Here is a 25,059-nt window from a genome sequence, read left to right on the forward strand (position 1 = left end):
GCGCCGGCTTTCTTCGTTTCCCCGGTCTGCTAACCTGCGTACAGCCGCCACCCCTCGTTTAGCAGCGACGGCGTGGCTGCATCACAACGGAAAAGAACATCATGTTCAAGGTTACGCCTGATCCACCAGACAACGATTCCTGCCCCAACCCGGCCCTGCACATCATGGCCACCCCGCACAAACCCTCCACCCTGTTCACCATCAACCCCGACATCGACACCGAAACCCTGCTGGCCCACGCCTGCGAGTCGCTGGCCTCGGCGAACGTCATGGCCCATGACCTGGCGGGTTTCCTCGAAGGCACGCACCGCAACACCCTGCTGGGCATCGCGCAAGTGATCATGTTGGGGGAGTTGGCGGTGAACCGGGCGTTGGACAGGCTTGACCCGGCGGGATAGCGGCTCTTGAGGCGGAAGGTAATCCTGTGGCGAGGGAGCTTGCTCCCGCTGGGCTGCGAAGCAGCCCCAAAATCAGCCATTGCGGTGCTTCAGAAGTACCGCAATGACCGGGTTTACGACTGCTGCGCAGCCGAGCGGGAGCAAGCTCCCTCGCCACATATGTATCGAGTTAGTCGTTTTACTGCTGCAAATATTCCCGAGCCAACAAACAAGCCCGCTCAATCAACATCGGCGCCATTTCTATCGCTGTCGGCGTGCCCTGGCGGGTGTGAATCCAGCCCAGGTACGTGGTGCCACGTAGCATCAGGAACAACGCCAGTGTCTTGCGATCCGCCTCGGTCAGCGGTTTGACCGCGTTGTAGCCGTCGAGCAGCGCCGCCTTGATCTGGTCAAAGCGCGGGTCATCCAGGCAGAAGTACAAGGCCGTGGCCAACTCGAACATGTGCCAGCCAAACCCGGCATCGTCGAAGTCGATCAGGCGCAAACGCTGGCCTTCGATCAGCAGGTTCTCAGGCACCAGATCGGCGTGGATCATGCCGAAGTTGCCCAGGTGCCGACCATATTGACGCAAGTCCTTGCGCGCCGTACGCCGGGCCTGTTGCAGCAGATCCCGATGCTCGTCGCTGAGCTGCGCAAGCTCCCAGAAACGCCCCCAGAACGGATTGGCACCGATCAGACCTTCCTCGTCCCAGGCATGCCGGACAAACTCGTCCGGCTGTTGCCAATCCGCCGAGTGCAGATGGATGCGCGCGGCAATCGCACCGGCTTCATTGAACAGGAAATCGATTTCGGTATCGGCCTGCACGCCCGCCTCGGAAGTGCCGGCGGTAGCACCGGGCAGCCAGGCGAGCATGTCGATGTGGCGCGCCTCGCCGATGGCCTGATGGGTGACTTCGATCAGATGGCTTTCATTTTGCGCTCGGATAATCTGCGGCACGGTAATGCCTGCGCCGGCCAGGGCTTCCATCCATTGCAGTTCGGAGCGCAGCGCAGCCTCGCAGTGATAGCCATTGCGATGGATGCGCAAGGCCACCCGCTGACCGTCGTGGCGGCGGGCCGAGAACACCGCGTTCTCGCGAAACTTCACCAGTTCAATGTCGGCGAATTCGCCGTCCCACTGTTGCAGGGCATGGCGCGCCAGTTCGTGCAGACGGGTCACTTGCTGGTCATAGCTCAGGGTGTCGAATGCAAGGGTGTGGAATTCAGTCATGGCAAAAGCCTCAAATCGCGCTCAGGGCGCTGTCCAGTGTGTCGACGAACAAGTCAGCGTGATCGCGGCTGAATACCAGCGGCGGGCGCAGCTTGAGAATGTTGTCGCCGGCGCCGATCTTGCTGATCAGCACGCCGTTCTCGCGCATGTCGTTGACCACCTTGCGCGCCTCCAGTCCGGCCGGCTCCTTGCTGGCGTGGTCGCGCACCAGCTCCATGGCGAAGAACAGGCCCTTGCCGCGCACGTCGCCGATGATCGAGTGTTTGCTGGCCAATACTTGCAGGCGTTGCTGTACATAGGCGCCGACGTTTTGCGCATTCATCAGCAGTTGCTGTTGCTCGATCACATCCAGCACCGCCATGCCCACCGCTGCCGCGACCGGCGAGCCGCCGAAGGTGTTGAAGTACATGGCGTGGCGACCGAACGATTCGACCAGCGCCTTGTGGGTGATCAACCCGGCCAGGGGATAGCCGTTACCCATCGGTTTACCAAGGGTGACGATATCCGGCACCACGCCGTGGGCCTGATGGCCCCACAGGTGATCGCCGGTGCGGCCGAAACCGGACTGCACTTCGTCGGCGATGAACAGGCCACCCGCAGCGCGGATCAGCGCCGCCGCCTTGTTGACGAAGCTGGCCGGCACCCGTGGCAAGCCTTCGTTGGCGAACAGGGTGTCGATCAGCAGCGCGGCGGGGCGAATGCCCTGGGCCTGCATCGAGGCAATCGCGGCGGCGATGTTGGCTGCGTATTGCTCGGCCAGTTGCGCCTCGGTGGTGCCGGCCGGTGCCCGGTACAAGCACGGAATCGGCACGGCGCGGGCGTGGGCGGCAAACGGTTCCGGCGAGGGCAGGGCGGTGGTGACTTCGGCCAGCGACGCCGAGTTACCGTGATAGTTGTAGTCGCTGACGATGATGCCGGTGCCGCCGCTGGCGAATCGCGCCAGACGCAGCGCCAGTTCATTGGCCTCGCTGCCGGTGCAGGTGAACATCGCGGTGTCCAGCGATTCTGCAAAGGTCGCGGTCAGGCGCTCGGCGTAGCGCACCACTTGTTCATCCAGGTAGCGGGTGTGGATGTTCAGCGTGGTGGCCTGGCGGTGCATGGCCTCGGTCACGTGGGGGTTGCAGTGACCGACGCAGGGCACGTTGTTGTAGACGTCGAGGTAGCGGCGACCATCGACGTCGAACAGCCAGACACCTTCGCCACGCACCAGGTGCAAGGGTTTGTCGTAGAACAGCGGCGAGGCGCTGCCGAGCACGCGATGGCGGCGTTGTAGCAGAGTGTCTTCAGGCATGGTCTGGAACCTCGATGGCGGTGGTGCGACGGTTGCGCAGCAGGTAGTTGAAAATGCACAGGGTGAAGGTCACGGCGAGGGCGATCAGCATCAGCATGTCGAGCTGGAAGCAGGCGGCGATCACTACCAGCGTCAGGGCCAGGCCCAGCCAGGCAACCAGTTTGCCGCCGACCAGGGTGAACGGGCGTGGCAGTTCCGGTTGGTTGCGTTTGATGTGCAGGTAGGCGCCGAAGATGAGCAGGTAGCAAACGTTGAGCAGCAGCACGACCGCGAGCATCACCGTGGCCGGGTCGACCGCCGACAGCGGCAGGCCGATCACGCCGATCAACAACAGCGCCGGGTAAGGCGTGCCGCGTTTACCAGTCTTGCCCAGCCACTGCGGGAACAAGCCGTCGCGGGCCATGGCGAACAGTTGACGGGACGCGGCGTAGACCAGCGAGAAGAACGTGGCGATCAGGCCGAACACCGCGCCGCAGCCAATCACCTTGGCCAGCCACGAACCGTCACCGAAGGCGCTGTTGCTGGACATCGCCGCGTACAGCGGATCTCCCGCCGAACCCACCAGCTCGACACCACCGGCACCCGGTGCGCACACCAGCACCACCAGCGCAGTCACCAACAAGGTGCCGATCGCCGCTAGAATGCCGCGGGGCATGGTGCGGCCGGGGTTGTGCGCCTCCTCGGCTGCCGAGCCGGTTTGCTCGACTGTGATGAACAACCAGATCGCGAATGGCACACAGGCGAAGATGCCGCCGAGGCTGACCGGTGTTGCCACGTTGGCCGGCAATGTCAGCAGATTGGCCAGTTCGACATGGGGCGCCATGGCCACGCCAAACGTGAGCAGGGCGACCACGGCGATCACGCCGGCAATGAAGGTCAGGCCCATGGCCTCACCGACGCCGCGCATGTGGATGCCGATGATCACCGCGAACAGGGCGATCTTCACCGGCCAGCCACCGAGGCCGAAAATCGATTCGGTGTAGGCGCAGATAAAGGTCGCGGCCGCACCGGTGCCGATGGTCAGCGCCAGTGCGCAAGCCACGCCGACCAGATAACCCACGAACGGCCCGAAGGCGCTTTGCGCATAGACGAATACACCGCCAGCGCTGGGCAGCGCGGTGGACAGCTCCGCCACGCACAACGCCAGGCCGCCGCAGAGCAGGGCCATCAACAACGTGGCGATCAACATGTTCAGCCAGCCACCGGCCGCCAGCCCGAAATTCCAGCCGGAAAACTGCCCGGCCACCACCAACGCAATCCCGAGGCCGGCAATCTTTGGCCAGCCCAGCGCACTTTTCTTGAGCACAGAAATCTCCCGCGACCCGAAGGTCGATTTATTGTTGTTAGTGAGAAATGGAAGGGGTTCAGCTTTGCTTTGCAGGGCGCCCTGGAGCGGATATTGCTCCGAGGTCGGCTTTGATACTACGCCCGGGGTGCGCGGTGACATGTTTGCGCGCATGCCATGTGGTTGGTTGTGGGTGACAGATTTATGTCGGCTGGCGTAGATCTCTGTGGGAGCGAGCCTGCTCGCGATGGCGGAGTGTCAGTCAGCATTGATGCTGGATGTGATGGCCTCTTCGCGAGCTGGCTCGCTCCCACAGGGATCTTTGGTGAACGCAAGACTTGTGTAAGGCAAAAATCCAAATGTGGGAGCGAGCCTGCTCGCGAAAGCGGAGTGTCAGGTGGCAGTGATGTTGGATGTGATGGCCTCTTCGCGGGCTTGCTCGCGAAGGCGGTGTATCAGGCACTGCAAATCTAAGGTACGAAAGCTCCCCACCAACGGATTCAACTTCCACGTGTGCAACGACAACGCCGTTGCCCTCGGCCGAAATCAGAAACCGGTGGCGAACACCACCTGGGCGTAGACGTTCCTGTCGTTGTTACCCAGTTGGGTACCACCGTTTTCGGCGCTCTTGTCCGGTTGGTAGATGCCCACCAGTGGCATCACGGTCAGGTGGTCGTTGACATGCCATTCGGCATACAGGTCGACTTCGTGGCCATCGGTGTTGCCCAGGCTGCGGTCGATGGTGTCGTAGTTGAAGTACAGCGCGCCCAGGTTCAGGTTCTCCAGCGGCGAGACTTTCAGCCCGACGTTTTGAATGCGTGAGTTGCTGTTGAACGGCCCGGCGTAGTTGCCTGCCACTTCGCCCTGGAACCAGGTGCCGTAACCACGGCTCATGCCGTAGAACAAGGTGTCGTAGCCTTCCGAGAAACGGCTGTAGCGGTAGCTGACGTTCGGGGTCCAGATCGCGTCGGAGAAGGTCCAGCCGGCTTCCAGGTACCAGGCGTTTTCGTCGGCGGCGTGAGGTTTGTCCTGCTTGGCGTACTCACCGGACAGGAACAGATCCTTCACCCCGGCATTGCCTGTCGCGCGCACGCTGTAGGTCTTCATGCCGTCGCGTTCGAGTTGTGCCGGGGAGGCGTACTGTTCATCAATATCGGTGGTCTTGATGTAGGTCAGGCCGACCGTGCCGGCCTCGGCTACGTGCTCCAGGGTGCCGACGTACATTTCGGTCTTGGCCTGGGCGCGGTTGTCGGATTTGAGCCACATCAGGTCGCTGCGCCAGCCTTCCTTGCCGCCCAGACGCAATACGGCGGTTTCGTCGAAGGCTTTGCGTGCTGCCAGGTAATAGGCGCCACCACGGTTGAATTGGCCGTCGGCCAGGCCCTTACCCATGTTCAGCGCATCGCCATCGATCAGGAAACCATCGCCAACCACGATGTTCTGGCGGCCGAAGGACAGGTCGACGCCATCCTTGCCCAGTGCGCCAAACAGATCGGCCGAACGCCAGCCGAGGTAGGCGTCTTCGAACTTGGTGGTGCGTTCCGAACCGTCGGTGAAACCGGCGGCATCGCCGTCGCCCCAGGTGCCGGAACTGAGCATGTTCCCCGCGCCGTACGCGGTGCCCACACCGCCCAGGCCTTGATCGAAGCTCAAGCCGTATTTGATGTAGCCCTCGCGCCACGATGAGCTGCCTTCATTCAGGCGACCGGACAGGGCGTAGTTTTCCTGGCTGTGGAAAATGCCGAATACGGCTTCGAGGGTAGCGTTCAGATGGCTGTCGTCATCGGCGTAGAGTTCATAGGCACCGGCATTGCCGGCACTGATCATCAGCGCGAGCGTCGAGAGACGAAGCAAGGGGGACTTGAGCATGGTGTGGCATCCGTTCTTGTTCTTGAGCGCAGGTTTGCGGTCTGTCCGGATACTAAGGCGCGACTTTTGTTTGCCCTTTTCCCTGTTTGCCAATTAGTTGGTTGTGCATGCCAGATTGCCCGGTTTGGCAGCCCGGCCAATACAACTGGCACGCAGGGCAAAACCTGCGTGCCGGCGACCACCGACAATCCTTACCAACCTGCCGAAGCACCGTTGCCTAGGCATTTTTAGTGTTGGCGTTCGCCTGCTGGCGGGCGCGTGGATTTTCAAGGTCGTTTTTTTATGTTCACTTCGCTGCGATTGCCCGTGATCGGTTTGTTGTCCCTCACCCTGGTTCAGGCGGTGTCTGCCGCCGAGTGCACCCCGGACACGCGCCGTGGTGGCGAGGTGTTTGCCACTGAGTGCAGCGTCTGCCACGCGGTGACCAAGGGCACGACCGGGATGATGGGGCCGAACCTGTTTGGTGTGTATGGGCGCAAGTCCGGTTCGCTGGCGGGTTTCAGCTACTCCCAGGCGATGCGCGACAAAGACGTCGACTGGCTGGCCGAGAACATCACGCAACTGATCACCCAGCCCCAGGCCTTCGTGCCGGGCACCTACATGCCCTACATGGGCCTGGCTTCCGCCGACGACCGCCAGGCGGTCGCGTGCTACCTCAAAGAACAACACTGATCAGGCCGGATTGGCGCCTGAACAACTCGTCTGAATGAAAGGTGAATTATGAGCAACGTTGAAATCCTGCCCCAGGTTGCTGCATTCCTTGCACGTCGCCACGGTTGCTTCATCGATGGCCAGTGGGTGCTTGCCGAGGGCGACAGCATCGCCGTGGTCAACCCGGCCACCGGGCAAACCCTGTGCGAAACCCTGGATGCGCCGCTGGAACTCGTCGAGCGCGCCGTGCAGTCGTCCCACAAGGCGTTCAAGTCCGGTGTGTGGTCAAGCCTGCGCCCGGCGGACCGTGAACGCATCCTGCTGAACTTCACCCGCCTGGTCGAAGAGCACGCCGAAGAACTGGCCCAGTTGGAAACCCTGAGCCAGGGCAAGTCAATCAACATGGCCCGCGCGCTAGACCTCAACGCCACCGTGGAATTCATGCGCTACATGTCCGGCTGGGCGACCAAGATCGAAGGCCAGACCTTCGATGTGTCGATCCCGCTGCCACCGGGCGCCAAATTCACCGCGTTCACCAAGCGCGAGCCGGTCGGTGTCGTGGTCGGTATCGTGCCGTGGAACTTCCCGCTGCTGATCGCCGCCTGGAAACTGATGCCAGCCCTGGCCACCGGTTGCACGGTGATCATCAAGCCGGCAATGGAAACCCCGCTGACTGCCATGCGCCTGGCTGAACTGGCGCTGGAAGCCGGCATCCCGGCCGGCGTATTCAACGTGGTCACCGGTGGCGGCGCTTCCGTTGGCGGCGTGCTGACCGCGCATCCTTTGGTGAGCAAAGTGTCGTTCACCGGTTCCACCGCCGTGGGCAAGAGCGTCGGCGTGGCGTGCATGGAAAACATGACGCGCTTCTCCCTGGAACTGGGCGGCAAGAACCCGATGATCGTGCTCGCCGATGCCGACATCGAAAAAGCCGTGCAAGGCGCGATCCTCGGCGGCTTGCTGAACAATGGCCAGGTCTGCGCGGCGGCCTCGCGTTTCTACGTGCACCGCTCGATCCACGACCAATTCGTTGAAGCCCTGGCGGCTGCTGTTTCGTCGATGCCGATCGGCGACGGAATGAACTGCGAAGCCGCGATCAACCCGCTGGTGTCGCGCAAGCAACAACAAAGCGTGCTCAAGCACATCGAACTGGCCCGCCAGGAAGGTGCGCGCGTGGTGACTGGCGGCGAGTTGCTGGAGGGTGATGGTTTCTTCGTGCAGCCGACCATCCTGGCGGACATCGACCACAGCATGGCCGTGGCCCGTGAAGAAGTGTTCGGCCCGGTATTGGGCGTGATGCCGTTCGACGACGAAGACGCCGTGATCGAACTGGCCAACGACAACCGCTACGGCCTGGCCGCCAGCTTGTGGACCAACGACCTGGGCAAAGCCATGAACCTGGTGCCGCGCATCGAAGCCGGTACGGTGTGGGTCAACGCCCACGTGCTGCTCGACCCGGCCATGCCGTTCGGTGGTGTCAAGCAATCGGGCATGGGCCGTGAGTTCGGTCGTGCGGTGATCGAGGCTTACACCGAGCTTAAGTCGGTGTGTATCGCCCACTGAGTTATATCTAGCAGTTGGCGCAGCTTACGTTCGGCTGCGCCAGCTACTACAGGGGCTTGTGCTACCAGTGCCATTGCGGCGCAGGCAAGACATCTAAAAGCGGCTCATGCCATCGATATTCGTTTAGAAGGCTAAGTGAATGAATATTGCGTGGGGTGGCAATGAACTTTCAGCATGAGTCTGACGGAGCTTTCTGAAAATTATGGCTGCTGTTGCGATCAATGCGGTTTGTTGGTTGTATGGGCGTCATGACTCAACGGTTACTTCAACTTGATCAAGTGTCGTTCAACCTGCCCGACGGGCGCGTGCTGTTCGATCACTTGAACCACACCTTCAGTACCAGGGCCACCGGCATCGTGGGCGCCAATGGCTGTGGCAAGTCCTTGCTTGGCCGGCTCCTGACAGGGGAGCAACTGCCCACCAGCGGCATCGTCCGTCGCGAAGGGCGGGTTTACGCCGTGGCGCAGTTACTGGAACCCGTGCACTACCCCAGCGTTGCCGCTCTGGCCGGGGTCGACCATATTCTGGCGGCGCTTGCGCGCATTGCCCAAGGCAGCGTCGATGATGACGACCATGCGCTGGCAGTCGATCAATGGGATTGCGCCACACGCCTTGAGGCGGAACTGCAGCAGATCGGCCTCGGTCACTTGAGTGCCGACGCGCACACCGACGCACTCAGTGGTGGCGAACGGCAACGGGTGGCGTTGTTGGGGGCGTGGTTATCCAGGGCTGACTGGCTCATTCTCGATGAGCCCAGCAACCACCTGGATATTGATCAGCAACACAAGCTTGCGCAGCAGATCGAGCGCTGGCCCAACGGCCTGGTGTTGATCAGCCACGACCGCAGCCTTCTGGAACACGTCAACGAAATTGTCGAGCTTTCACCCCAGGGGCTGGCGGTTTATGGCGGTAACTACAGTCAGTATGCGGCGACACGCGAGCAGGAACAGCAGTCGTTCCAGTCGGCATTGCAAGGGGAGCGGGCGCAGGCCAAGCGTGAGCAACGTGAGATGGTCGTGCAGATGGAGCGTCAGCGACGGCGTAATGCCCGAGGCGACCGTCAGGCCCGTGACGGCAATCAGACCAAGCTGATCACCAATGCCCAGAAAGAGCGCAGCGAAAACAGTCAGGGAAGATTGCGCCTCAATCAACAGGTGGCCCGGGAACAGCAGCAACAACGGATCGCCGAGGCCCGTGCGCGGTGTGCGCCGGACATTCAACGCATGATGTTGTCTCCGGAAAGCGTAGTGCCCAATGGCAAGCTGATTGTGCAACTCAACGACCTCATTCTCCCGTTCGGCTACGCGGCACCGATCAATCTGACGTTGACGGGGCCTATGCGCATGGCAATCCTGGGCGCTAATGGCAGCGGCAAGTCGACCCTGTTGCAAGTGATTGCTGGCCAACTGCCGGCGCACGAAGGCGAACTCATCCGCAGTTGCCATGTCGGCTGGCTGGATCAACACGCCGGATTGCAGTATCCCGAACGCACGGCGGTGCAATGGCTCTACGAGAGCAATCCTGAATTGCCCGAAGCCGAGGCACGAACCCGCTTGGCGCAGATGGGGATTGATGCTGACCGTGCGATGCTTAAGACCTGCCAGTTGAGTGGCGGCGAACGCCTGAAAATAGCACTCGCTGCGCAATTGTATGCACGGCGGCCACCGCAATTGCTGTTGCTGGACGAACCAGACAACCATTTGGACTTGCCCAGTCGAATCGCACTGGAGCAAATGCTCAATCAGTATCAAGGGGCATTGATCGTGGTCTCTCACGACCGTGCTTTTTTGCAGGCGATACATCTGGATAGCGAAATCCATCTCAAACGCTAGTTATCCATGTAAGGCTACGCTCGCATCTTTAGCACTTTCAAAACATCACGCGGCAGGCGATTTCGCCAGTTCAATCCCGGCGGCCCCCAGCCGCTTGAGAATTTCAAACAGCAGCTCGCTTTTGATCGCGCCGACCGTGCGTGGGCTGCCGACATATCCGGTGATGGTCAATGTGATGCCTTCGGGTTTCAGCTGACTGAAGCGCAAAAACGGCGCTGGTTTATCCAGAATGGATTCATGCTCGGTATAGGTGTCCATCAGCAGGTTTTGCACCAGCTCCGGATCGATATCCAGCGGGAACATCAGTTCGAGTATCACCACGCCCTGGGCGCTGCCGCCGAGGGTGACGTTGCGCAGGTTCTGCGAAATCAGGTGGGAGTTGGGCACGATCATGATCGAGCGGTCGGCCAGTTGTATTTCCGTGGCCCGCACGTTGATCCGTCGTATATCGCCTTCGACGCCGCTGATGCTGATCAGGTCGCCGACCTTCACCGGGCGCTCTGTGAGCAGGATCAGGCCGGAGATGAAATTCTTCACGATCTCCTGAAGACCAAAGCCGATACCCACTGACAGGGCACTGACGATCCACGCCAGGTTGGTCCACTTGATCCCCAGCGACGACAGCGTGAGCAGCACCACGGACGCGTAACCGATGTTGGCAAACAGGGTGCTGAGCGAGGCGCACATGCCCGGGTCCATCTCGGTTTTGGGCAGGAACTCGTTATCCAGCCAGCGTCGAAAGGAGCGAATCAGGTAGATGCCGATCACCAGGGCGAGTACGGCATTGAGCAGGTTGTCCGGGACGATGTTGAGTTTGCGCAGCCCTTCGCCGCCGAGTACGGCCACGGTGCCGGTGACCAGTTGCCCGAGCGTCGTCCCCACGCCGCCGACAAACAGGGCAATGACGCCGATCAGCATCAGGATGGCGCGGCCAGCCCCGGACATGACGGTGCAGATCTGCTCCAGCCGTGGATTGCCGATGCCCAGCAGTTGTTTGATTACTTTGCCGGTGGGTTGGCGGGGCGAAAAAACATAGTCGCAGGTGTCCTGGTAGACCTGGGTGAGCAGGTAGAAACCGGCGCAGATGATGAATATCCAGACCATTTCATAGGTGATGAACCGGGCCATCGTCACGTAGCCGATCAACAGGGCGAACAGGGACACCACCACGGCAACGCCGGTGAAGGTGTAAATCAGACCGGCGAAGGTGGTGACGCCTTCGGGGGCTTCTCCGGCAACGATCAGGTCTCTGCGCGTCTTGCTGACGCGCAACAACAGCGCACCGATCACCAGTGCCGCGACCAATGCCACGATGCCCCGACCGAACAACACCACTTCGGCGCTCATGCCGGTGACATTGCTCATCTGTACCAGGGTTACCAGCACCAGTAGCAGGCTGGCCAGCAACCGCGGATAGGGTTCCATCGCCAGCGCCACCGGATCGGCAATATCGGGCAGGCGCCATGAAGGATGTTTGGTGGACAACAACGCGCGACTCAGCCCGGTGATCAGTACGCAGGTATAGGCCAGCTTCTCCAGATATTGCGCCAGGTCGTCCAACTGGGGGGGGTAGGGCAGTTGCCGGGTCCCGGCAAAATGCAGCAGTTGCAGGGCGATGCCGGCGGTCAGCACCGTCGCCATCACTGACGCCAGCGCAAGGGAGCTGCGCCGCAGCCGGCCTGCTGGCATTCGATGAAAGCACAGCCACGCCAGGCCGCGGCCGGCGAGGTTTCGACCCACGGTCCAAATGACCAGGGCCAGCAACAGCAGGGCGGCCGTGATCCCGCGTTGTCCGGGTTGCCAAGCTGCCCGGTGCGTGGCCTCGAGTTGCTCGATGAGGGCGCTGAAACGCTGGCGGTCCTCGATCGGCAGAGCGAACAATGGCGACCAGAAGCTCGGGCTCAGGATGCTGCTGGTCTGCTGGGTCACTTCCGCTTCCAGCAGGCTGCGCCGGATGCTGGCAATCTGGGTGATCAGTTCGGCGGCACTTATTTTTAGCGCGGCCAGGGTTTTGAGTTGACTGTCGATCTTGTCTTTTTGCTCGCCGAGGGCATCTCGTTGGGAGGTAATGGCAGTCGTCACCTGTGCGTTCTCGTCAAGCGGCACTGGCCCCAGCACGTTCAGTTGCGCCTGCAATTGCGCCTGTCCAGGCAGCAGCGATGTGGACAGGCGTTCAATCTCCTGAATCAGTACCTGCACCAGGTCCTGCGAGCTTTCCAGCTGGGTGTAATTGGTGGCTTGGGAAACCTGCTGCTTGAGGCTGTTGAGCTGGTTTTGCACCCCCAGCAACTCGCTGTCGGAGATGCTGATGATCGGGGCTGCGGGAGCGGGAGCGGGAGCGGGGGCAAGAGCAGGAGTAGGAGCAAGAGAAGGAGCAGGAGCAGGAGCGTCGGCCATGTCCCCCGCCAACAGCCATCCCGTGCTTGCCGCCAGAACCGCGAAGGCGACGTAAATCATTGACTTCAAGACATTGCGCATTGGCGAGCTCGACGGGTTGATAGTCACATAGCCAATGAGGTTAGGTCATGACACGCACCCTTGAGCATTGTTTTGTCGGAAGTACCCCGTGTGGTTTTCGCCCAGGCGCTACTCATGCTGTTGCCGCGCCGGGAAAAACAGTTCGAAGCAGGTGATGCCGTCGGCACTGCTGACATGGCAGGCACCATTGTGCAGTTGCATGATCGTCGCCACGATCGACAGGCCCAGGCCATTGGATTGGGCCGAGCGTTCGCGGGACTCATCGACCCGGTAGAAGCGTTCGAACAGCCGTGGCAGATGCTGGGCCGGGATGGTCGGGCCGTGGTTGAGCACTTGCACCTGGATGCCGTCGGCCGTCGGGCTGGCGTGGATGCACAGCTCGGAATGTGGCGCGCCATACTTGATGGCGTTGGCGCACAGGTTGGCCAATGCCCGCCGCAACAGCATCGGCTCGGCCCAGATCAAGCCGCTGCCCCGGGCATCGATGCAGATGCCTACGTCGGTCGCCGGGCCTTCGAAATAGTCGGCCATGCGTTGCATCTCGTCGGCGGCATCCAGCTCCTGACGCTGGCGCAAGGCACTGCGCGGATCGGTGCGGGCCAGGAACAGCATGTTGTCGAGCATGCGCGCCAGGCGTTCGAGTTCTTCGACATTCGAAGCCAACAGCTGCTGATAGGCGTCGGTGCTGCGGTTCTGCTGCAAGGCCACCTGGGTTTCGCCCAGCAAATTGTTGATCGGCGTGCGCAGCTCGTGGGCCATGTCGGTCGATACCTGGCCCAGCTGGATGAAGCCTTTGTCCAGGCGGTCGAGCATGGCGTTGAAGGCATCGATCATCGGCAGCAGTTCCAGCGGCGCGCCCTGGCTGTCGAGGCGTTCGTTGAGGTTGCCGACGTCGATGCTCTGGGTGTGGCGGGCCAGGCGCCGCACCGGCAACAGGCCGCGATGCACCAGCACATAACCGGACAGCGCCAGCAGGATCGCCGCGACGCTGGCGAACAGGTACACATTGAGCCGGTAGTCGGCGAGCACGGCGGTGCGTTCGGTCATCAGGCGCCCGGTCACCACTTGCAGGCTGCCCAAGTCACCGGAATCGATGGTCGCCGCCAGGGCGGAAAACGGCACGCCATTGACGCTGGGCAAATGCTGCACGTCGTTCAGGGTCAGCCGATGATCCATGGCCACCGGGCTCAGCACCGGCATCGTCAGGTTGCCCGGGTTGACCACCAGCAACGGCGGTTGGCCAGGGGTGCCGATGGTCAGCAGGGCCTCGCGGTTGCCCATCATGTTCTGGAACAGCGCCGGTTTGGCCTTGATCAGGTCCAGGGTATTGCTGTCGTTGAGGAAGGTGCGCAACTGGTCGATGCGGGTGATCAGGGCAATGTCGTCGCGATGGATCAGCTCGCGCTCCAGGTCGCGGTACAGCGCCACGCCCAGCAGCGCCAGCGAGACAAACGCCAGCAGGGCAAACACCAGCGCCAGGCGTAGGGTCAGGGAGTGGCTGAGACGGGAGGCGGATTGCAGCGGTGTCATCGCATTCATGGTTGCATTCAGGGTTGGGTGTCGAAGCGGTAGCCGATGCCGCGCACGCTGTGGATCAACTTGAGCGGGAACGGATCATCGATTTTCAGGCGAAGGCGGCGCACGGCGACATCGACGACATTGGTGTCGCTGTCGAAATTCATGTCCCAGACCCGCGAGGCGATCATCGAGCGTGACAGCACCTCGCCCTGATGCGTGGCAAACAGGTGCAGCAGCGCGAACTCCTTGTTGGTCAGGGTGATGCGGTTGCCGGCGCGGCTGACGCGGCGCTTGAGCACGTCGATCTGCAGGTCGTCGACGTGCAGGTGCTCTTCTTCCCGGGTAGGACCGCGCCGGGTCAGGGTGCGCAGGCGTGCCACCAGTTCGGCGAAGGAAAACGGCTTGATCAGGTAATCGTCGGCGCCCAGTTCGAGGCCTTTGATGCGGTCGGCGATGTCATCCCGGGCGGTGAGGAACAGCACCGGCGTATCGGCTTCCTTGCGTAAGCGGCGCAGGACTTCCCAGCCGTCCATCTTCGGCATCATGACGTCCAGCACGATCACGTCGAAATCGTGTTCCAGGGCCAGGTGCAGGCCATCGACGCCGTCCCGCGCCAGGTTCACGGTGTATCCGAGTTCCTGCAGGCCGTTGAGCAGGTAATTGCCGGCCTTGGGTTCGTCTTCGACTACGAGGATGTTCATGCAAACCTGCCTGATCCGGTCGGGCTACAGGGGCGAGCCAATGGCGCAAGTGTAGCCCGGTCGGCGGTGAATACAGGCATCCGCTCAGTTCTCACCAAGGCAACCTACGCCCTGGACCTGGTAGTCCAGTTGGTGCTCACGACCCTGGTGGTCGAGGTAGTTGAACTGCGCCGGAACAATGCCGCACTGGCCATTGAGGTCGGTCATGGATAGCACTTTGGCCACGTCTACCGGGACATAGAAGCCGTCCTTGTCGTGGATGACCGGCGAGGTGGACTGGGTGGCGGCAAACGCCGAACCGGTGGCGAGCAGGGCGGCAAAACCCGCGATCAACATTTTCATGACGAATCTCTCTCTACAAGGGCAGGGTGGCTGCCGGTGGTTGGCCTGACAGTGAGTTCAGGCTAACGAAGTGATCCGGACAGCCGACCAACAGCTTGATGACAAAGTTGTAATCAAACGCCGGTTGGAACACCACGAACCCTGTAGGAGCGAGCTTGCTCGCGATGGTCGCTAACGGTTACGCGTGTTGTCTGTAAAAACGCGGTGCCTTTACGTCCATCGCGAGCAAGCTCGCTCCTACAGGCCTTTGGCGGGTGGTTTTAGCAAAACAGATCAACCCTAGGATCCATGGCCTAAGCTTGTTCGCAGGCCCATGTTCATCGCACACCTCGATGGGCAAGCGGCACCTATAAAAACAATGCAATCAGGAGATGCCCATGTCCGCTTTGATCCGTCGTTTCAGTCGCTGCATGGCCGCCGGTTTGACCGCTGCCGTGCTTGTCGCACCCGCGTTCGCGCTGGATACCGTGAAATTCATGGCCCCGGGTTCCGTGGGCGGTGGTTACGACCAGACCGCCCGGGTGCTGGGCAAGGCCATGGTCGAGGCCAATGCGGCCAAGGCGGTGACCTTCGAGAACAAGGGCGGGGCGGGCGGGACCCTGGGGCTGGCGCAGTTTGCCAACAGCACCAAGGGTGACCCGAACGCATTGCTGGTGGTCGGCGCGATCATGGTCGCGGGCATCGAACAGAACAAACCGCAGATCAGCCTGAAGGACGTGACGCCCATTGCCCGGCTGTTCACCGAATACAACGTGATCGCCGTGCGCAAGGAGTCTGAATACAAGACCCTCGATGACCTGATCAAGGCCTTCAAGGCCAATCCGACAAGCATCACCTGGGGCGGCGGCTCCAAGGGCTCGGTGGATCACATCGGCATCGCCGAGCTGGCGGGCAAGCTGGACGTGCCGGTCAACAAGGTCAACTACGTGGCCTTTGGTGGCGGAGGCGAGGTGGTTGCCCAGGCGCTGGGCGGCCAGCTCAAGGTGATCACCGGCGGTTACGCCGAGCTGGGCCAATACATCAAGACCGGTCAGTTCCGTGTCCTGGCCATCGGCGCGCCGGAGCGCGTTCCCGGCATTGATGCACCGACCCTCAAGGAGAGCGGCTATGACGTGACGATCGGCAACTGGCGCGGCGTTTACGGTGCAGCGGGCCTCACCCCGCAGCAGCGTAAAGAGGTGATCGACGCGGTCGTGGCCGCCACCAACAGCAAGGTCTGGCAGGACAATATCCAGGCCAACGCCTGGACACCCAGCGTGCTGACCGGCGATGAGTTCGGCAAATTCGTCGAGGAAGAACACGTGCGGTTGCACGCCATGCTGGTCAAGGTCGGGCTGCTTTGAGATGGCCATACAGCGCGCAGTGGTGCCGACGCAATTGGCGGTCGGCATCGGCCTGATCGCCATCAGCGTCGTGTTGGCGATCGGCGCCTACCGGTTTCCGCCCGAAATGGGTTTCGTCATCCTCCCGGCGTACGTCTATCCCTATGTCGTGGCGGCGTTTCTCGGTGCCGTGGGCCTGCTGCTGGGGTATCAGGCCGTCAGTGGCGGTTTTCGCGAACTGGATAACGACGCCGCCACGGTGCCCGGTGGGAAAACCGGTGCTGCGTGGGTGACCGCGGGGCTTGTCGGGGTGGCGCTGCTGATCAATCTGATCGGGTTTGTGCTGGCCGCCGGGTTGCTGTTTGCCTGTTCGGCGCGGGGGTTCGGCAGCCGTCATCCTGTGCGGGACCTGGCTATCGGCATTGCCTTGACCCTGCCGATCTACTGGCTGTTCAACGCCGGGCTGGGGGTTTCCCTGCCGTCGCTGATCAACATTTGGCTTTGAAAGGAGATCGACACCGTGGACATTCTTTCAAGCCTGGCGATGGGTTTTGCCGCGGCGCTGACGCCGATCAATCTGATGTGGGGGTTCATCGGCTGCCTGCTCGGCACCGCCATCGGCGTGTTGCCGGGGATCGGTCCGGCACTGACGGTGGCCCTGCTGTTGCCGATCACCGCCAAGGTCGACCCCACTGGCGCGCTGATCATGTTCGCCGGTATCTATTACGGCGCGCAGTTCGGTGGCTCCACCACCTCGATCCTGCTCAACACGCCCGGCGAGTCTTCGTCGATGGTCACGGCGCTGGAAGGCAACCTGATGGCGCGCAATGGCCGGGCGGGACCTGCGCTGGCAACGGCGGCGATCGGCTCATTCGTCGCCGGCACCATCGCCACGATTTTGCTGACGCTGTTTGCGCCCATCGTGGCCAGGCTGGCCCTGAATTTCGGCCCGACCGAGTACTTCGCGATCCTGGTGCTGTCGTTCACCACCGTGTCGGCGGTGCTCGGCGCTTCGATGCTGCGCGGGTTTGCCTCGCTGGGTGTCGGGCTGACCATCGGTTTGATCGGCCTGGATTCGACCTCGGGTATTGCCCGCTACACCCTCGGCGTGCCGGAACTGGTGGACGGTATCGAGGTGGTGCTGGTGGCGGTCGGTTTGTTCGCGGTGGGCGAGGCCTTGTACAGCCTGCTCTATCAAACGGAATCAAACGAGGGCCGGCATCGCCTGACCTCGTTGTGGATGACCCGCGCCGACTGGAAACGCTCGGTGCCCGCGTGGCTGCGGGGCACGCTGATCGGTTTTCCGTTTGGTTCGATTCCGGCCGGTGGCGCCGAGATTCCGACCTTTTTGTCCTATTCCACCGAACGCAAACTCAGCAAGTATCCCAAGGAGTTTTCCGCCAACAAGGGCGAAGGTGCCATCGAAGGCGTCGCTGGCCCGGAAGCGGCCAACAACGCCAGCGCGACCGGGTCTCTGGTGCCGTTGCTGACCCTGGGCATCCCGACGTCCGCTACCGCTGCGATCCTCTTGGCGGCGTTCCAGAACTACAATCTGCAACCGGGACCGATGCTATTCGAAACCTCTGCCGACCTGGTCTGGACGCTGGTGGCCTCGCTGTACATCGGCAACGTGATTCTGCTGGTGTTGAACCTGCCGCTGGTGGGGCTGTGGGTCAAACTGCTGCAAATCCCCCGGCCGTACCTGAACGCCGGCATCCTGGTGTTCGCCACCATCGGCGTGTACGGCATGCGCCACTCGTCCTTCGACCTGATCCTGATGTTGGCCATTGGCTGGGGCGGGGTGCTGATGCGGCGGTTCGACTTCCCCGTCGCCCCGGTGATCGTCGGCATGCTGCTGGGGCCGATGGCCGAGAAACAACTGCGCAACGCCTTGTCCATCAGCCAGGGCGACTGGACGGTGTTCGTCACGCAGCCGATCTCGGCGTTCTTCCTTGCCCTGACGCTGCTGGTGCTGGTGGTACCCCATGTGTTGCATAAACGCGGCATCAAGTTGCATGAGGATGATTGAGCACCCCCTGTGGGAGCGAGCCTGCTCGCGAAGACGGAGTGTCAGCGAAATAAATGTCAACTGACCCGACGCCTTCGCGAGCAGGCTCGCTCCCACAAGGTCATGCAGTGGTTTGCGCGGTGAACCATTGCATCACCGGTGCGCAGGCCGGATGCGATGCCGCCGAAGGTTGCAGACACAGCGAGTAAATCCCCCGGGTCTTCAATGGCTCGCCGAAAGGAATCACCAGTTCGCCGCGCTGGATCGACTCGCCCGCCAGGGTCATGTCGGTCATCGCCACCCCCAGGCCCCGCGCGGCCGCATCGAGTGCCAGTTCGTCAAGGTTGAAGGGGATGTGCCGATAGTCCTGCAGCGCCTTGCCGCCGTTGGCTGACAGCCAGACTTGCCAGTCATTCTGGTCGCTTGAGCGGTGCAGCAAGGCGTACCCCGGCAAATCTTCCAGCGCCGCCAATGGCCGATCCGGACTGCCCAGGCCCGGCGCGCACACCGGCACCAGTGCTTCCTCGAACAGGGTCAGGCAATCGGGCGCTGTGGCCGGCTCCGGCAGATAAAGAATGTAGGCGTCGCTGTCGCTGGCCGGCTCAACCACTTCGGTGGCCACGGTTTCGATTGCCAGGGATACCTCCGGGTGATGCCGGTAGAACTCGCTCAGCCTGGGCAGCAGCCAGCGCACCGCCAGTGACACGTGCATGCGAATGCGGAACGGGCGTTTTTGCGGCGCGAGCCGGTCTTCGAGGCTGCGCAACTGTTCGAGGATGCTGCGGGCGCTGGCCAGTACCTGTTCGCCCTCGGCGGTCAGTTGAAGGCTGCGGCTGCTCCTGACAAACAGCGGCACACCAAAGTGACTCTCCAGTTGCTGGATCTGTCGGCTCACGGCGCTTTGGGTCAGGCAGAGCTTTTGCGCCGCCTGGGTGAAGCTGCCCGACCCAGCAACCTCGACCAAGGCCTGCAAGCCCTGCAGCGAGAGCACGTGGCGAATCTTGTCCATGCGTTTTCAGAATGCCTCGATGATTTAATAACGTTGGTTGCCCGTGTTTGGAGCCTTTAGATTCTAGTCATCGCCACCGTCTTCGAAAACCATTTATGCAAATCCTGCATGCAGTGCTGCTTTGGATCGAGACGGTTCGCAGAACAAGAACCTGAGGTGACACATGGAAAATATCTGTGGCTGGATTGCGCAAGCGGGGAGTCCGACCCTGCGCGATCCACTCAAAGGCACGCAACAGGCCGATTGGCTGGTGATCGGTGCCGGCATCACCGGCCTCAGTGCCGCACACACCCTGGCGCAAATGCACCCCCAGGCACGCATCGTCGTCGTTGACCGGCAGCGGGCCGCCCAAGGCGCTTCGGCGCGCAATTCCGGTTTTGTGGTGGCCCATGAGCATCCCGCCACTGGTGAGCTACTGGGTAGCGACGGGTTCGCCGGGTATCAAGTGGATACGGCAATCGGCCGCGCAGCCACCGACGAGGTCCGCAAGCAGATTTCCCGCCATGGCATCGAATGCGATTTCAGGGAATCGGGCTATTTCTTCGCCGTCAGCGATCCACGCAAGCTGACCCAGGTCGAGGCCAAGTTGCAGACCCTGCGTGCCGTGGGCGCCAGCGCGCAGTTTCTGCAGGGCGAGCCATTGCTTGAGAAACTCGGCAGCCGGCACTACCGCGCCGCGATCTGGTGCGGCAACGGCAATGCGCTGCTGCAACCGGCAAAGTACGTGAGGGGCTTGCTCGATGCCCTACCACCGAAAGTGACGGTCTACGAAAACACTGATATCACGGGCCTTGAGCGCCTGGGCAACGGCCAAATTCGCGCCCGGGGCCAAAACGGCTGCGTCGAGGCCAAACGGGTATTGGTCTGCCTGAACGCCTTTATCCCTCGCGCGGGCATCGATGACAGCGGCACATTCGCGATGGAACTCAGCGCCAGCCTCACGCGGCCGCTCAGCGATCAAGAGTTTCAAACCCTTGGTGCGCCAGCGTCCTGGGGCGTGCTGTCGACCCGCCCGTTGGGCGCCACGGTGCGCCTGACCCCGGATCGCCGGGTGATGATCCGCAACACCGCGGAATACCGCTCGCGGGATTTGTCATTGAGCGAATTGTCGACTCGCCGCCAACACCATGTGCTGGGGTTGCAACGACGGTTCCCGATGCTCGGCGAGCAGGACATCGAATACACCTGGACCGGCCATCTCAGCGCTTCGCGTTCCGGGCAACCGTATTTCGGCAAAGTCGAGGAGGGCGTGTTCGCCGTGGCCGGGTGCAATGGTTCCGGCGTGGCGCGGGGCACGCTGTGGGGTCGCTTGCTGGCGGAGCTGGCCTCGGGTTGTGATTCACCGTTGCTGCAATCGGTCATCGCCCGAGCGCAGCCCGGCTGGCTGCCACCCAAGCCGTTGCTCGACATCGGTGCCATGCTGCGTATGCGCGTGGAAACGGTCCGGGCCAGAAGCGAAATCTGAAAACACCCACGTCACAACAAGAACAAAAGCACTTCCCATCGAAGGTGATTCAACATGCGCGTCAATACGCTTTCCCTAGTGGCCCTGATCTCGACCTTTTCCGTCGTCACTCATGCCGACGAAACCGTCAACATTTCCAACTGGAACGGCTACATCGCCGACGACACCCTGGCCAGTTTCACCAAGGACACCGGAATCAAGGCGACCTACGACATTCACGACAGCAACGAAGTGCTGGAATCGAAGCTGATGACCGGCAACACCGGGTATGACGTGGTCAGCCCGTCGAACCACTTCCTGTCGCGCCTGATCAAGGCCGGCGCCATCCAGAAACTCGACAGGAGCCAGTTGCCCAACTGGAAAAACCTCGACCCGGCGCTGATGAAAAAGCTTGAGGTCAACGACCCGGGCAACCAGTACGGCTATCCGTACATGTGGGGCACGGCGGGCATCGGTTACAACGTCGAGAAGATCAAGGCGATCTTCGGCAATACCGACGTCACCCATTCCTGGAGCCTGTTCTTCGACGAGAACAACATCAAGAAGCTCAGCGAGTGTGGGGTGGCGATCATCGACAACCCGACGCAGATCCTGCCGATCACGCTTAACTACCTGGGCCTGCCGCCCCACAGCCATGAGCCTGCCGACTACAAGAAAGCCGAGCAGGCGCTGCTGAAGATCCGGCCTTACGTCCAGTATTTCCATGCGTCCAAGTACATCAGCGACCTGGCCAACGGTAACGTCTGCGCGGTGATCGGTTTCAACGGCGACATCGTGCAGGCCGCCGCCAGCGCCAGGGAGGCGAAAAACGGGATCGACATTGCCTACTCGATCCCGGACGAAGGTTCCACGTTGTGGCTGGACATGGTGGTCATGCCCAAGAACGCGCCCCATGAGAAGAACGGCTACGCCTACATGAACTACCTGCTGGAGCCGAAGGTGATTGCCAACATCAGCAACAGCATCCATTACGCCAACCCCAACAGTGCGGCGGATGCCTTTGTCGACCCGGCGGTGAAGCAGGACCTGGCGATCTATCCGCCCAAGAGCGTGATGGACAAGCTGTTTACCGTCGAGGACTTGCCCGCGGCTATTGCACGGTTGAGCACGCGGCTGTGGACCAAGTTGAAAACCAATACCTGACCGACTGGTGATTCCGGTCAATCAGATGTGACACTGCACCTGTGGCGAGGGAGCTTGCTCCCGCTGGGCAGCGAAGCGGCCCCAAAAAGGGGATTGCTGTGCGATCCAACGGGAGCAAGCTCCCTCGCCACGAGTTGTCGTTTGCCTGGGTATTTTGCTCAACGACCCTCTCAGGCCTCGATAGCCGGGAAGTCGATGTCGGTCAGCGCTGTGTTGTTCAGGTAGTTGGTCAGCGTCTGCGAAGCCACATGGGCGATCACCTCGATGATCTTGCCGTCATTGATACCGGCGGCACGGGCAGCGGCGAGCTGCTCGACGGTCAGGTGCCCACGGCTTTCGGTGACCTGGCGGGCGAGGGTGGCATAGGCGTCGAGCTCGCCTTGGCGCGCGCTTCGGATGTCCTGGCCCGACAGCCCGGCCTTGCCGGCGAACAGCGTGTGAGCGGCCAGGCAGTAGTCGCAGCCGTTGACCTGCGAAGTGGCGAGAAACACCGCTTCTTTTTCTCTGGCGCTCAAGGAGGTCTTGCCCAGTGCAGCCGAGTTTTGCAGGTACGAGGCCAACACCGCCGGGGCGTGGGCCAATACTTTGAAGACGTTGGGCAGAAAGCCGATTTTCTTCTGCACGCCTTCCAGCAGCGGGCGGGTAGCGTCGGTGGCGTGTTCCAGGCTGATCGGGGCAATGCGGGTCATGGTGATACTCCGTGGTGTAAGGCGCGAAATGCGCTGGGTACGGAGCTCATGTTAGGTAGAGAGGCTGGTGTATTGGGTGCGAATCGTCGAGGATATGCGACAGATCGTCCAGAACTGCTTCCGGGAGCCTGTCATGGATCGCTTGTCCACGTTGCTGACACACTTCGGTGTCAATGCCGGCACTTTTCATAGCGGTACGTTCTGCGGCACCGCCGCCTACGATGGCCAACAGGCCAGCGGTCATTTGCACCTGCTTCAGGCGGGCGAGTTGCTGCTGAAATTGGGCGATCAGCCGGACCTGCAACTGACCGAACCGAGTCTGATCTTTTTCCCCCGGCCCTATCGACATCGCCTGTTTGCGTCTGAAGCGTCCGGCACGCAACTGGTGTGCGCGACCCTGGATTTCGACGGCGGTGCGGGCAATGCCCTGGCGGCGGCGCTGCCGGATTATCTGGTGCTCAAGCTCGATGAAATCCCGACGCTGGCCGGGACCCTGGAATGGCTGTTCAACGAGGCGTTCGACGGTACCTGCGGGCGCGAAGCGGTGATGGATCGCCTGTTCGAGCTGCTGGTGATTCTGTTGCTGCGGCACATCCTGAGCACCACGGGCCAGCAACCGGGCATGATGGCCGGCCTCGCCGATGCGCGCCTGGCGCGGCCCCTGAGCCTGATGCATCAAACCCCGGCCAAGGCCTGGAGCGTGGCTGAACTGTCGGTCGCCGCCAACATGTCGCGGGCCAGTTTCGCCGAGCATTTTCGCCGGGTGGTCGGGCAGACGCCAGTTGATTATCTGGTGAGCTGGCGCATCAGCCTGGCGCAGAAACGCCTGCGCGAGGGCCGGCCGATTGCGCTGATCGCCGAGGAAGTCGGTTACGAAAGCCCTTCGGCACTGGCCCGGGCGTTTCGGCGCAAGACCGGGCTGAGCCCCAGGGAGTGGAAAGGTAGTTGATTCACCCGGAACCCTGTGGGAGCAAGCTCGCACAGGTACGCTGGTGGTTTTACCAATGCATCAGAACTTGTACGCCTGCCGTCCTACCAACAGCCATTTGCCTTCCTGTTTTTGCCAGATCTGGAAGTTTTCGATTTCGGTCGGCACTACTTCAGTGCCTTTGAGCGCTTGCGCCGAGAAGTGGTGGCGGACCAGTGCGACATCGCCGGAGACGGTAATGGTCTGGTTCTGCATTTCAAGGGTCTTGAACGCGCTTTTGCCGGTTTCGATGTCGGCGATGAAGGCCTGCTTGTCCTGGATCTTGCCGCTGGAATGCCCGTAGGTCAGGTTCTCGGCGGTCAAGGCGTTCAGTTGCGGGATGTCTTTGTGCAGCATGGCCTGGGTCAGGTGGTCGACCGCCTGGGCCACGTCCTTGTCCGCGGCAACCGGGGTGGCGGCGACATAGCCGCTGAACAGGCACAGAAAACCGATCAGCACTTTTGCTTTTTTCATGGGTGTTTCCTTGTTGTTGTAGGGATAGCGCGACGACTGGACGATCATTCGTCAGTCATCGTACAACCTAGCATGCATTGGAGGAAAAAAGCGAACTTGCCCGGCGGCCTTGCCTCGAAGTTAAAAGGGCGATGTCCTGACTTCGAGGTATTGCAGTCATGCAGCCGAACCAACGTTTACGGCACGACCTGACATTGCTCGTGGTATTCCTGGTGATTGTCGTGGTGTCGGGTTTTTCTCCCCGCAGCCAGGTGGACTGGGCGCTGGAAAACCTGCTGGTGCTGTTGCTGGTGGGGACGTTGGTGGCGGTTTCTCGTCGGTTCCGTTTGTCGGCGACTTCCATCACGCTGGTGTTTGCGTTTTTGTGCGTGCATGAATTGGGCGCCCACTACACCTATTCCCTGGTGCCTTACGATCATTGGTCTTCGGCGTGGTTGGGCTTCAGTTTCGACCGGGCGCCTGGTGTTCACCGCAATCACTACGACCGCCTGGTGCATCTGAGCTACGGGCTGCTGCTGGCTTATCCGGTGCGCGAAGTGCTGCGGCGACTGACGCCGCTGCGCGGGTTCTGGCTGTTTTTTGTGACCCTGAACATCATGCTGTCGACGTCCGCCGTGTACGAACTGGTGGAGTGGATCGGCGGTGCCTTCCTGGGCAATGACACGGCGAACGCCTTCGTCGGCGCGCAAAACGATCCGTGGGATTCGCAGAAGGACATGGCCATCGCGGTGGTTGGGGCGTTTGCCTGTCTGTTGCTGGTGTCTTTGCGCGGCATGGCGCAAAAACACTCGATGACGACAGCACGGTGATCGGGTGGATCGGTTTGTTTCCAGACAGGACGCCATCG

Annotated in this window: 22 protein-coding genes; 11 read left to right on the forward strand and 11 right to left on the reverse strand. The window is 61.6% G+C overall.

The features are described 5' to 3' along the window. Window positions 1–101: 101 nt before the first annotated feature. Window positions 102–398, forward strand: coding sequence for a DUF6124 family protein (locus tag AC1DVE_RS05475; RefSeq protein WP_223543257.1), 297 nt, complete (start codon window positions 102–104; stop codon window positions 396–398). Window positions 399–576: 178 nt separating this feature from the next. Here AC1DVE_RS05475 and AC1DVE_RS05480 read toward each other — a convergent pair whose 3' ends face one another. From AC1DVE_RS05480 to AC1DVE_RS05495, 4 genes are all read right to left on the reverse strand, one after another. Continuing rightward, on the reverse strand, window positions 577–1,608 hold the full coding sequence (locus AC1DVE_RS05480; RefSeq protein ID WP_223543256.1) for a phosphotransferase enzyme family protein: 1,032 nt from the start codon (window positions 1,606–1,608) through the stop codon (window positions 577–579). Between the two features lie 10 nt (window positions 1,609–1,618). Further along, entirely contained in the window at window positions 1,619–2,899 is a 1,281-nt protein-coding gene (locus tag AC1DVE_RS05485; protein WP_223461388.1) for an aspartate aminotransferase family protein, read from the reverse strand. Then, entirely contained in the window at window positions 2,892–4,205 is a 1,314-nt protein-coding gene (locus tag AC1DVE_RS05490; RefSeq protein WP_223461390.1) for an amino acid permease, read from the reverse strand. Before AC1DVE_RS05490 ends, AC1DVE_RS05485 begins: the two co-directional genes overlap by 8 nt. A gap of 525 nt (window positions 4,206–4,730) precedes the next feature. Beyond that, window positions 4,731–6,053: an alginate export family protein gene (locus AC1DVE_RS05495; protein WP_223543255.1), complete on the reverse strand. Its 1,323-nt coding sequence runs from the start codon at window positions 6,051–6,053 to the stop codon at window positions 4,731–4,733. Window positions 6,054–6,335: 282 nt separating this feature from the next. Here AC1DVE_RS05495 and AC1DVE_RS05500 point away from each other — a divergent pair, with 282 nt between their 5' ends. The 3 genes from AC1DVE_RS05500 to AC1DVE_RS05510 all read left to right on the forward strand — a co-directional run bounded on the left by AC1DVE_RS05500 (window position 6,336) and on the right by AC1DVE_RS05510 (window position 10,096). Next, complete coding sequence (locus tag AC1DVE_RS05500) at window positions 6,336–6,725, forward strand: c-type cytochrome (protein ID WP_223461394.1); 390 nt, start codon at window positions 6,336–6,338, stop codon at window positions 6,723–6,725. Window positions 6,726–6,773: 48 nt separating this feature from the next. Further along, window positions 6,774–8,264: an aldehyde dehydrogenase family protein gene (locus AC1DVE_RS05505; protein ID WP_223461395.1), complete on the forward strand. Its 1,491-nt coding sequence runs from the start codon at window positions 6,774–6,776 to the stop codon at window positions 8,262–8,264. A gap of 248 nt (window positions 8,265–8,512) precedes the next feature. Next, entirely contained in the window at window positions 8,513–10,096 is a 1,584-nt protein-coding gene (locus AC1DVE_RS05510) for an ABC-F family ATP-binding cassette domain-containing protein (RefSeq protein WP_223533221.1), read from the forward strand. 45 nt (window positions 10,097–10,141) lie between these two features. Here AC1DVE_RS05510 and AC1DVE_RS05515 read toward each other — a convergent pair whose 3' ends face one another. The 4 genes from AC1DVE_RS05515 to AC1DVE_RS05530 all read right to left on the reverse strand — a co-directional run bounded on the left by AC1DVE_RS05515 (window position 10,142) and on the right by AC1DVE_RS05530 (window position 15,135). Next, complete coding sequence (locus AC1DVE_RS05515; RefSeq protein ID WP_223533213.1) at window positions 10,142–12,574, reverse strand: DUF3772 domain-containing protein; 2,433 nt, start codon at window positions 12,572–12,574, stop codon at window positions 10,142–10,144. 108 nt (window positions 12,575–12,682) lie between these two features. Then, entirely contained in the window at window positions 12,683–14,113 is a 1,431-nt protein-coding gene (locus AC1DVE_RS05520; protein ID WP_223533211.1) for a heavy metal sensor histidine kinase, read from the reverse strand. A gap of 8 nt (window positions 14,114–14,121) precedes the next feature. Next, entirely contained in the window at window positions 14,122–14,793 is a 672-nt protein-coding gene (locus tag AC1DVE_RS05525; RefSeq protein WP_150758709.1) for a heavy metal response regulator transcription factor, read from the reverse strand. 84 nt (window positions 14,794–14,877) lie between these two features. After that, a complete protein-coding gene (locus AC1DVE_RS05530; protein ID WP_223533209.1) occupies window positions 14,878–15,135 on the reverse strand; it encodes a DUF2790 domain-containing protein in 258 nt (85 codons plus the stop codon). 377 nt (window positions 15,136–15,512) lie between these two features. Here AC1DVE_RS05530 and AC1DVE_RS05535 point away from each other — a divergent pair, with 377 nt between their 5' ends. The 3 genes from AC1DVE_RS05535 to AC1DVE_RS05545 are packed head-to-tail and all read left to right on the forward strand — an operon-like array spanning window position 15,513 to window position 18,486. Next, complete coding sequence (locus tag AC1DVE_RS05535) at window positions 15,513–16,478, forward strand: Bug family tripartite tricarboxylate transporter substrate binding protein (protein WP_477783821.1); 966 nt, start codon at window positions 15,513–15,515, stop codon at window positions 16,476–16,478. Window position 16,479: 1 nt separating this feature from the next. After that, window positions 16,480–16,962 (forward strand): tripartite tricarboxylate transporter TctB family protein, encoded by a 483-nt coding sequence (locus AC1DVE_RS05540; protein WP_477783822.1) that lies wholly within the window; start codon window positions 16,480–16,482, stop codon window positions 16,960–16,962. A 15-nt stretch (window positions 16,963–16,977) separates the two neighbouring features. Beyond that, entirely contained in the window at window positions 16,978–18,486 is a 1,509-nt protein-coding gene (locus tag AC1DVE_RS05545) for a tripartite tricarboxylate transporter permease (RefSeq protein ID WP_223456068.1), read from the forward strand. Between the two features lie 100 nt (window positions 18,487–18,586). Here AC1DVE_RS05545 and AC1DVE_RS05550 read toward each other — a convergent pair whose 3' ends face one another. After that, a complete protein-coding gene (locus AC1DVE_RS05550; protein WP_477783823.1) occupies window positions 18,587–19,474 on the reverse strand; it encodes a LysR family transcriptional regulator in 888 nt (295 codons plus the stop codon). Window positions 19,475–19,637: 163 nt separating this feature from the next. Between AC1DVE_RS05550 and AC1DVE_RS05555 the strand changes: the two genes are divergently transcribed. Next, window positions 19,638–20,939 (forward strand): NAD(P)/FAD-dependent oxidoreductase, encoded by a 1,302-nt coding sequence (locus AC1DVE_RS05555; protein WP_223456063.1) that lies wholly within the window; start codon window positions 19,638–19,640, stop codon window positions 20,937–20,939. Between the two features lie 54 nt (window positions 20,940–20,993). Then, complete coding sequence (locus AC1DVE_RS05560) at window positions 20,994–22,082, forward strand: polyamine ABC transporter substrate-binding protein (RefSeq protein WP_223456062.1); 1,089 nt, start codon at window positions 20,994–20,996, stop codon at window positions 22,080–22,082. 170 nt (window positions 22,083–22,252) lie between these two features. On the opposite strand, the gene AC1DVE_RS05565 is transcribed toward AC1DVE_RS05560, so the two are convergent. Beyond that, window positions 22,253–22,771: a carboxymuconolactone decarboxylase family protein gene (locus AC1DVE_RS05565; RefSeq protein ID WP_223456061.1), complete on the reverse strand. Its 519-nt coding sequence runs from the start codon at window positions 22,769–22,771 to the stop codon at window positions 22,253–22,255. A gap of 133 nt (window positions 22,772–22,904) precedes the next feature. Between AC1DVE_RS05565 and AC1DVE_RS05570 the strand changes: the two genes are divergently transcribed. Further along, the gene (locus AC1DVE_RS05570) at window positions 22,905–23,720 is read left to right on the forward strand and encodes an AraC family transcriptional regulator (protein ID WP_223456060.1); all 816 of its coding nucleotides are present in this window, start codon (window positions 22,905–22,907) and stop codon (window positions 23,718–23,720) included. 60 nt (window positions 23,721–23,780) lie between these two features. Here AC1DVE_RS05570 and AC1DVE_RS05575 read toward each other — a convergent pair whose 3' ends face one another. Beyond that, window positions 23,781–24,212, reverse strand: a complete 432-nt coding sequence (locus tag AC1DVE_RS05575; protein WP_223456059.1) for a nuclear transport factor 2 family protein — start codon at window positions 24,210–24,212, stop codon at window positions 23,781–23,783. 158 nt (window positions 24,213–24,370) lie between these two features. On the opposite strand from AC1DVE_RS05575, the gene AC1DVE_RS05580 reads away from it, so the two are divergent. Further along, window positions 24,371–25,021 (forward strand): DUF2238 domain-containing protein, encoded by a 651-nt coding sequence (locus AC1DVE_RS05580; protein ID WP_223456058.1) that lies wholly within the window; start codon window positions 24,371–24,373, stop codon window positions 25,019–25,021. Window positions 25,022–25,059 lie beyond the last annotated feature (38 nt).

It is taken from the genome of Pseudomonas sp. P4_B4 (assembly GCF_056402255.1).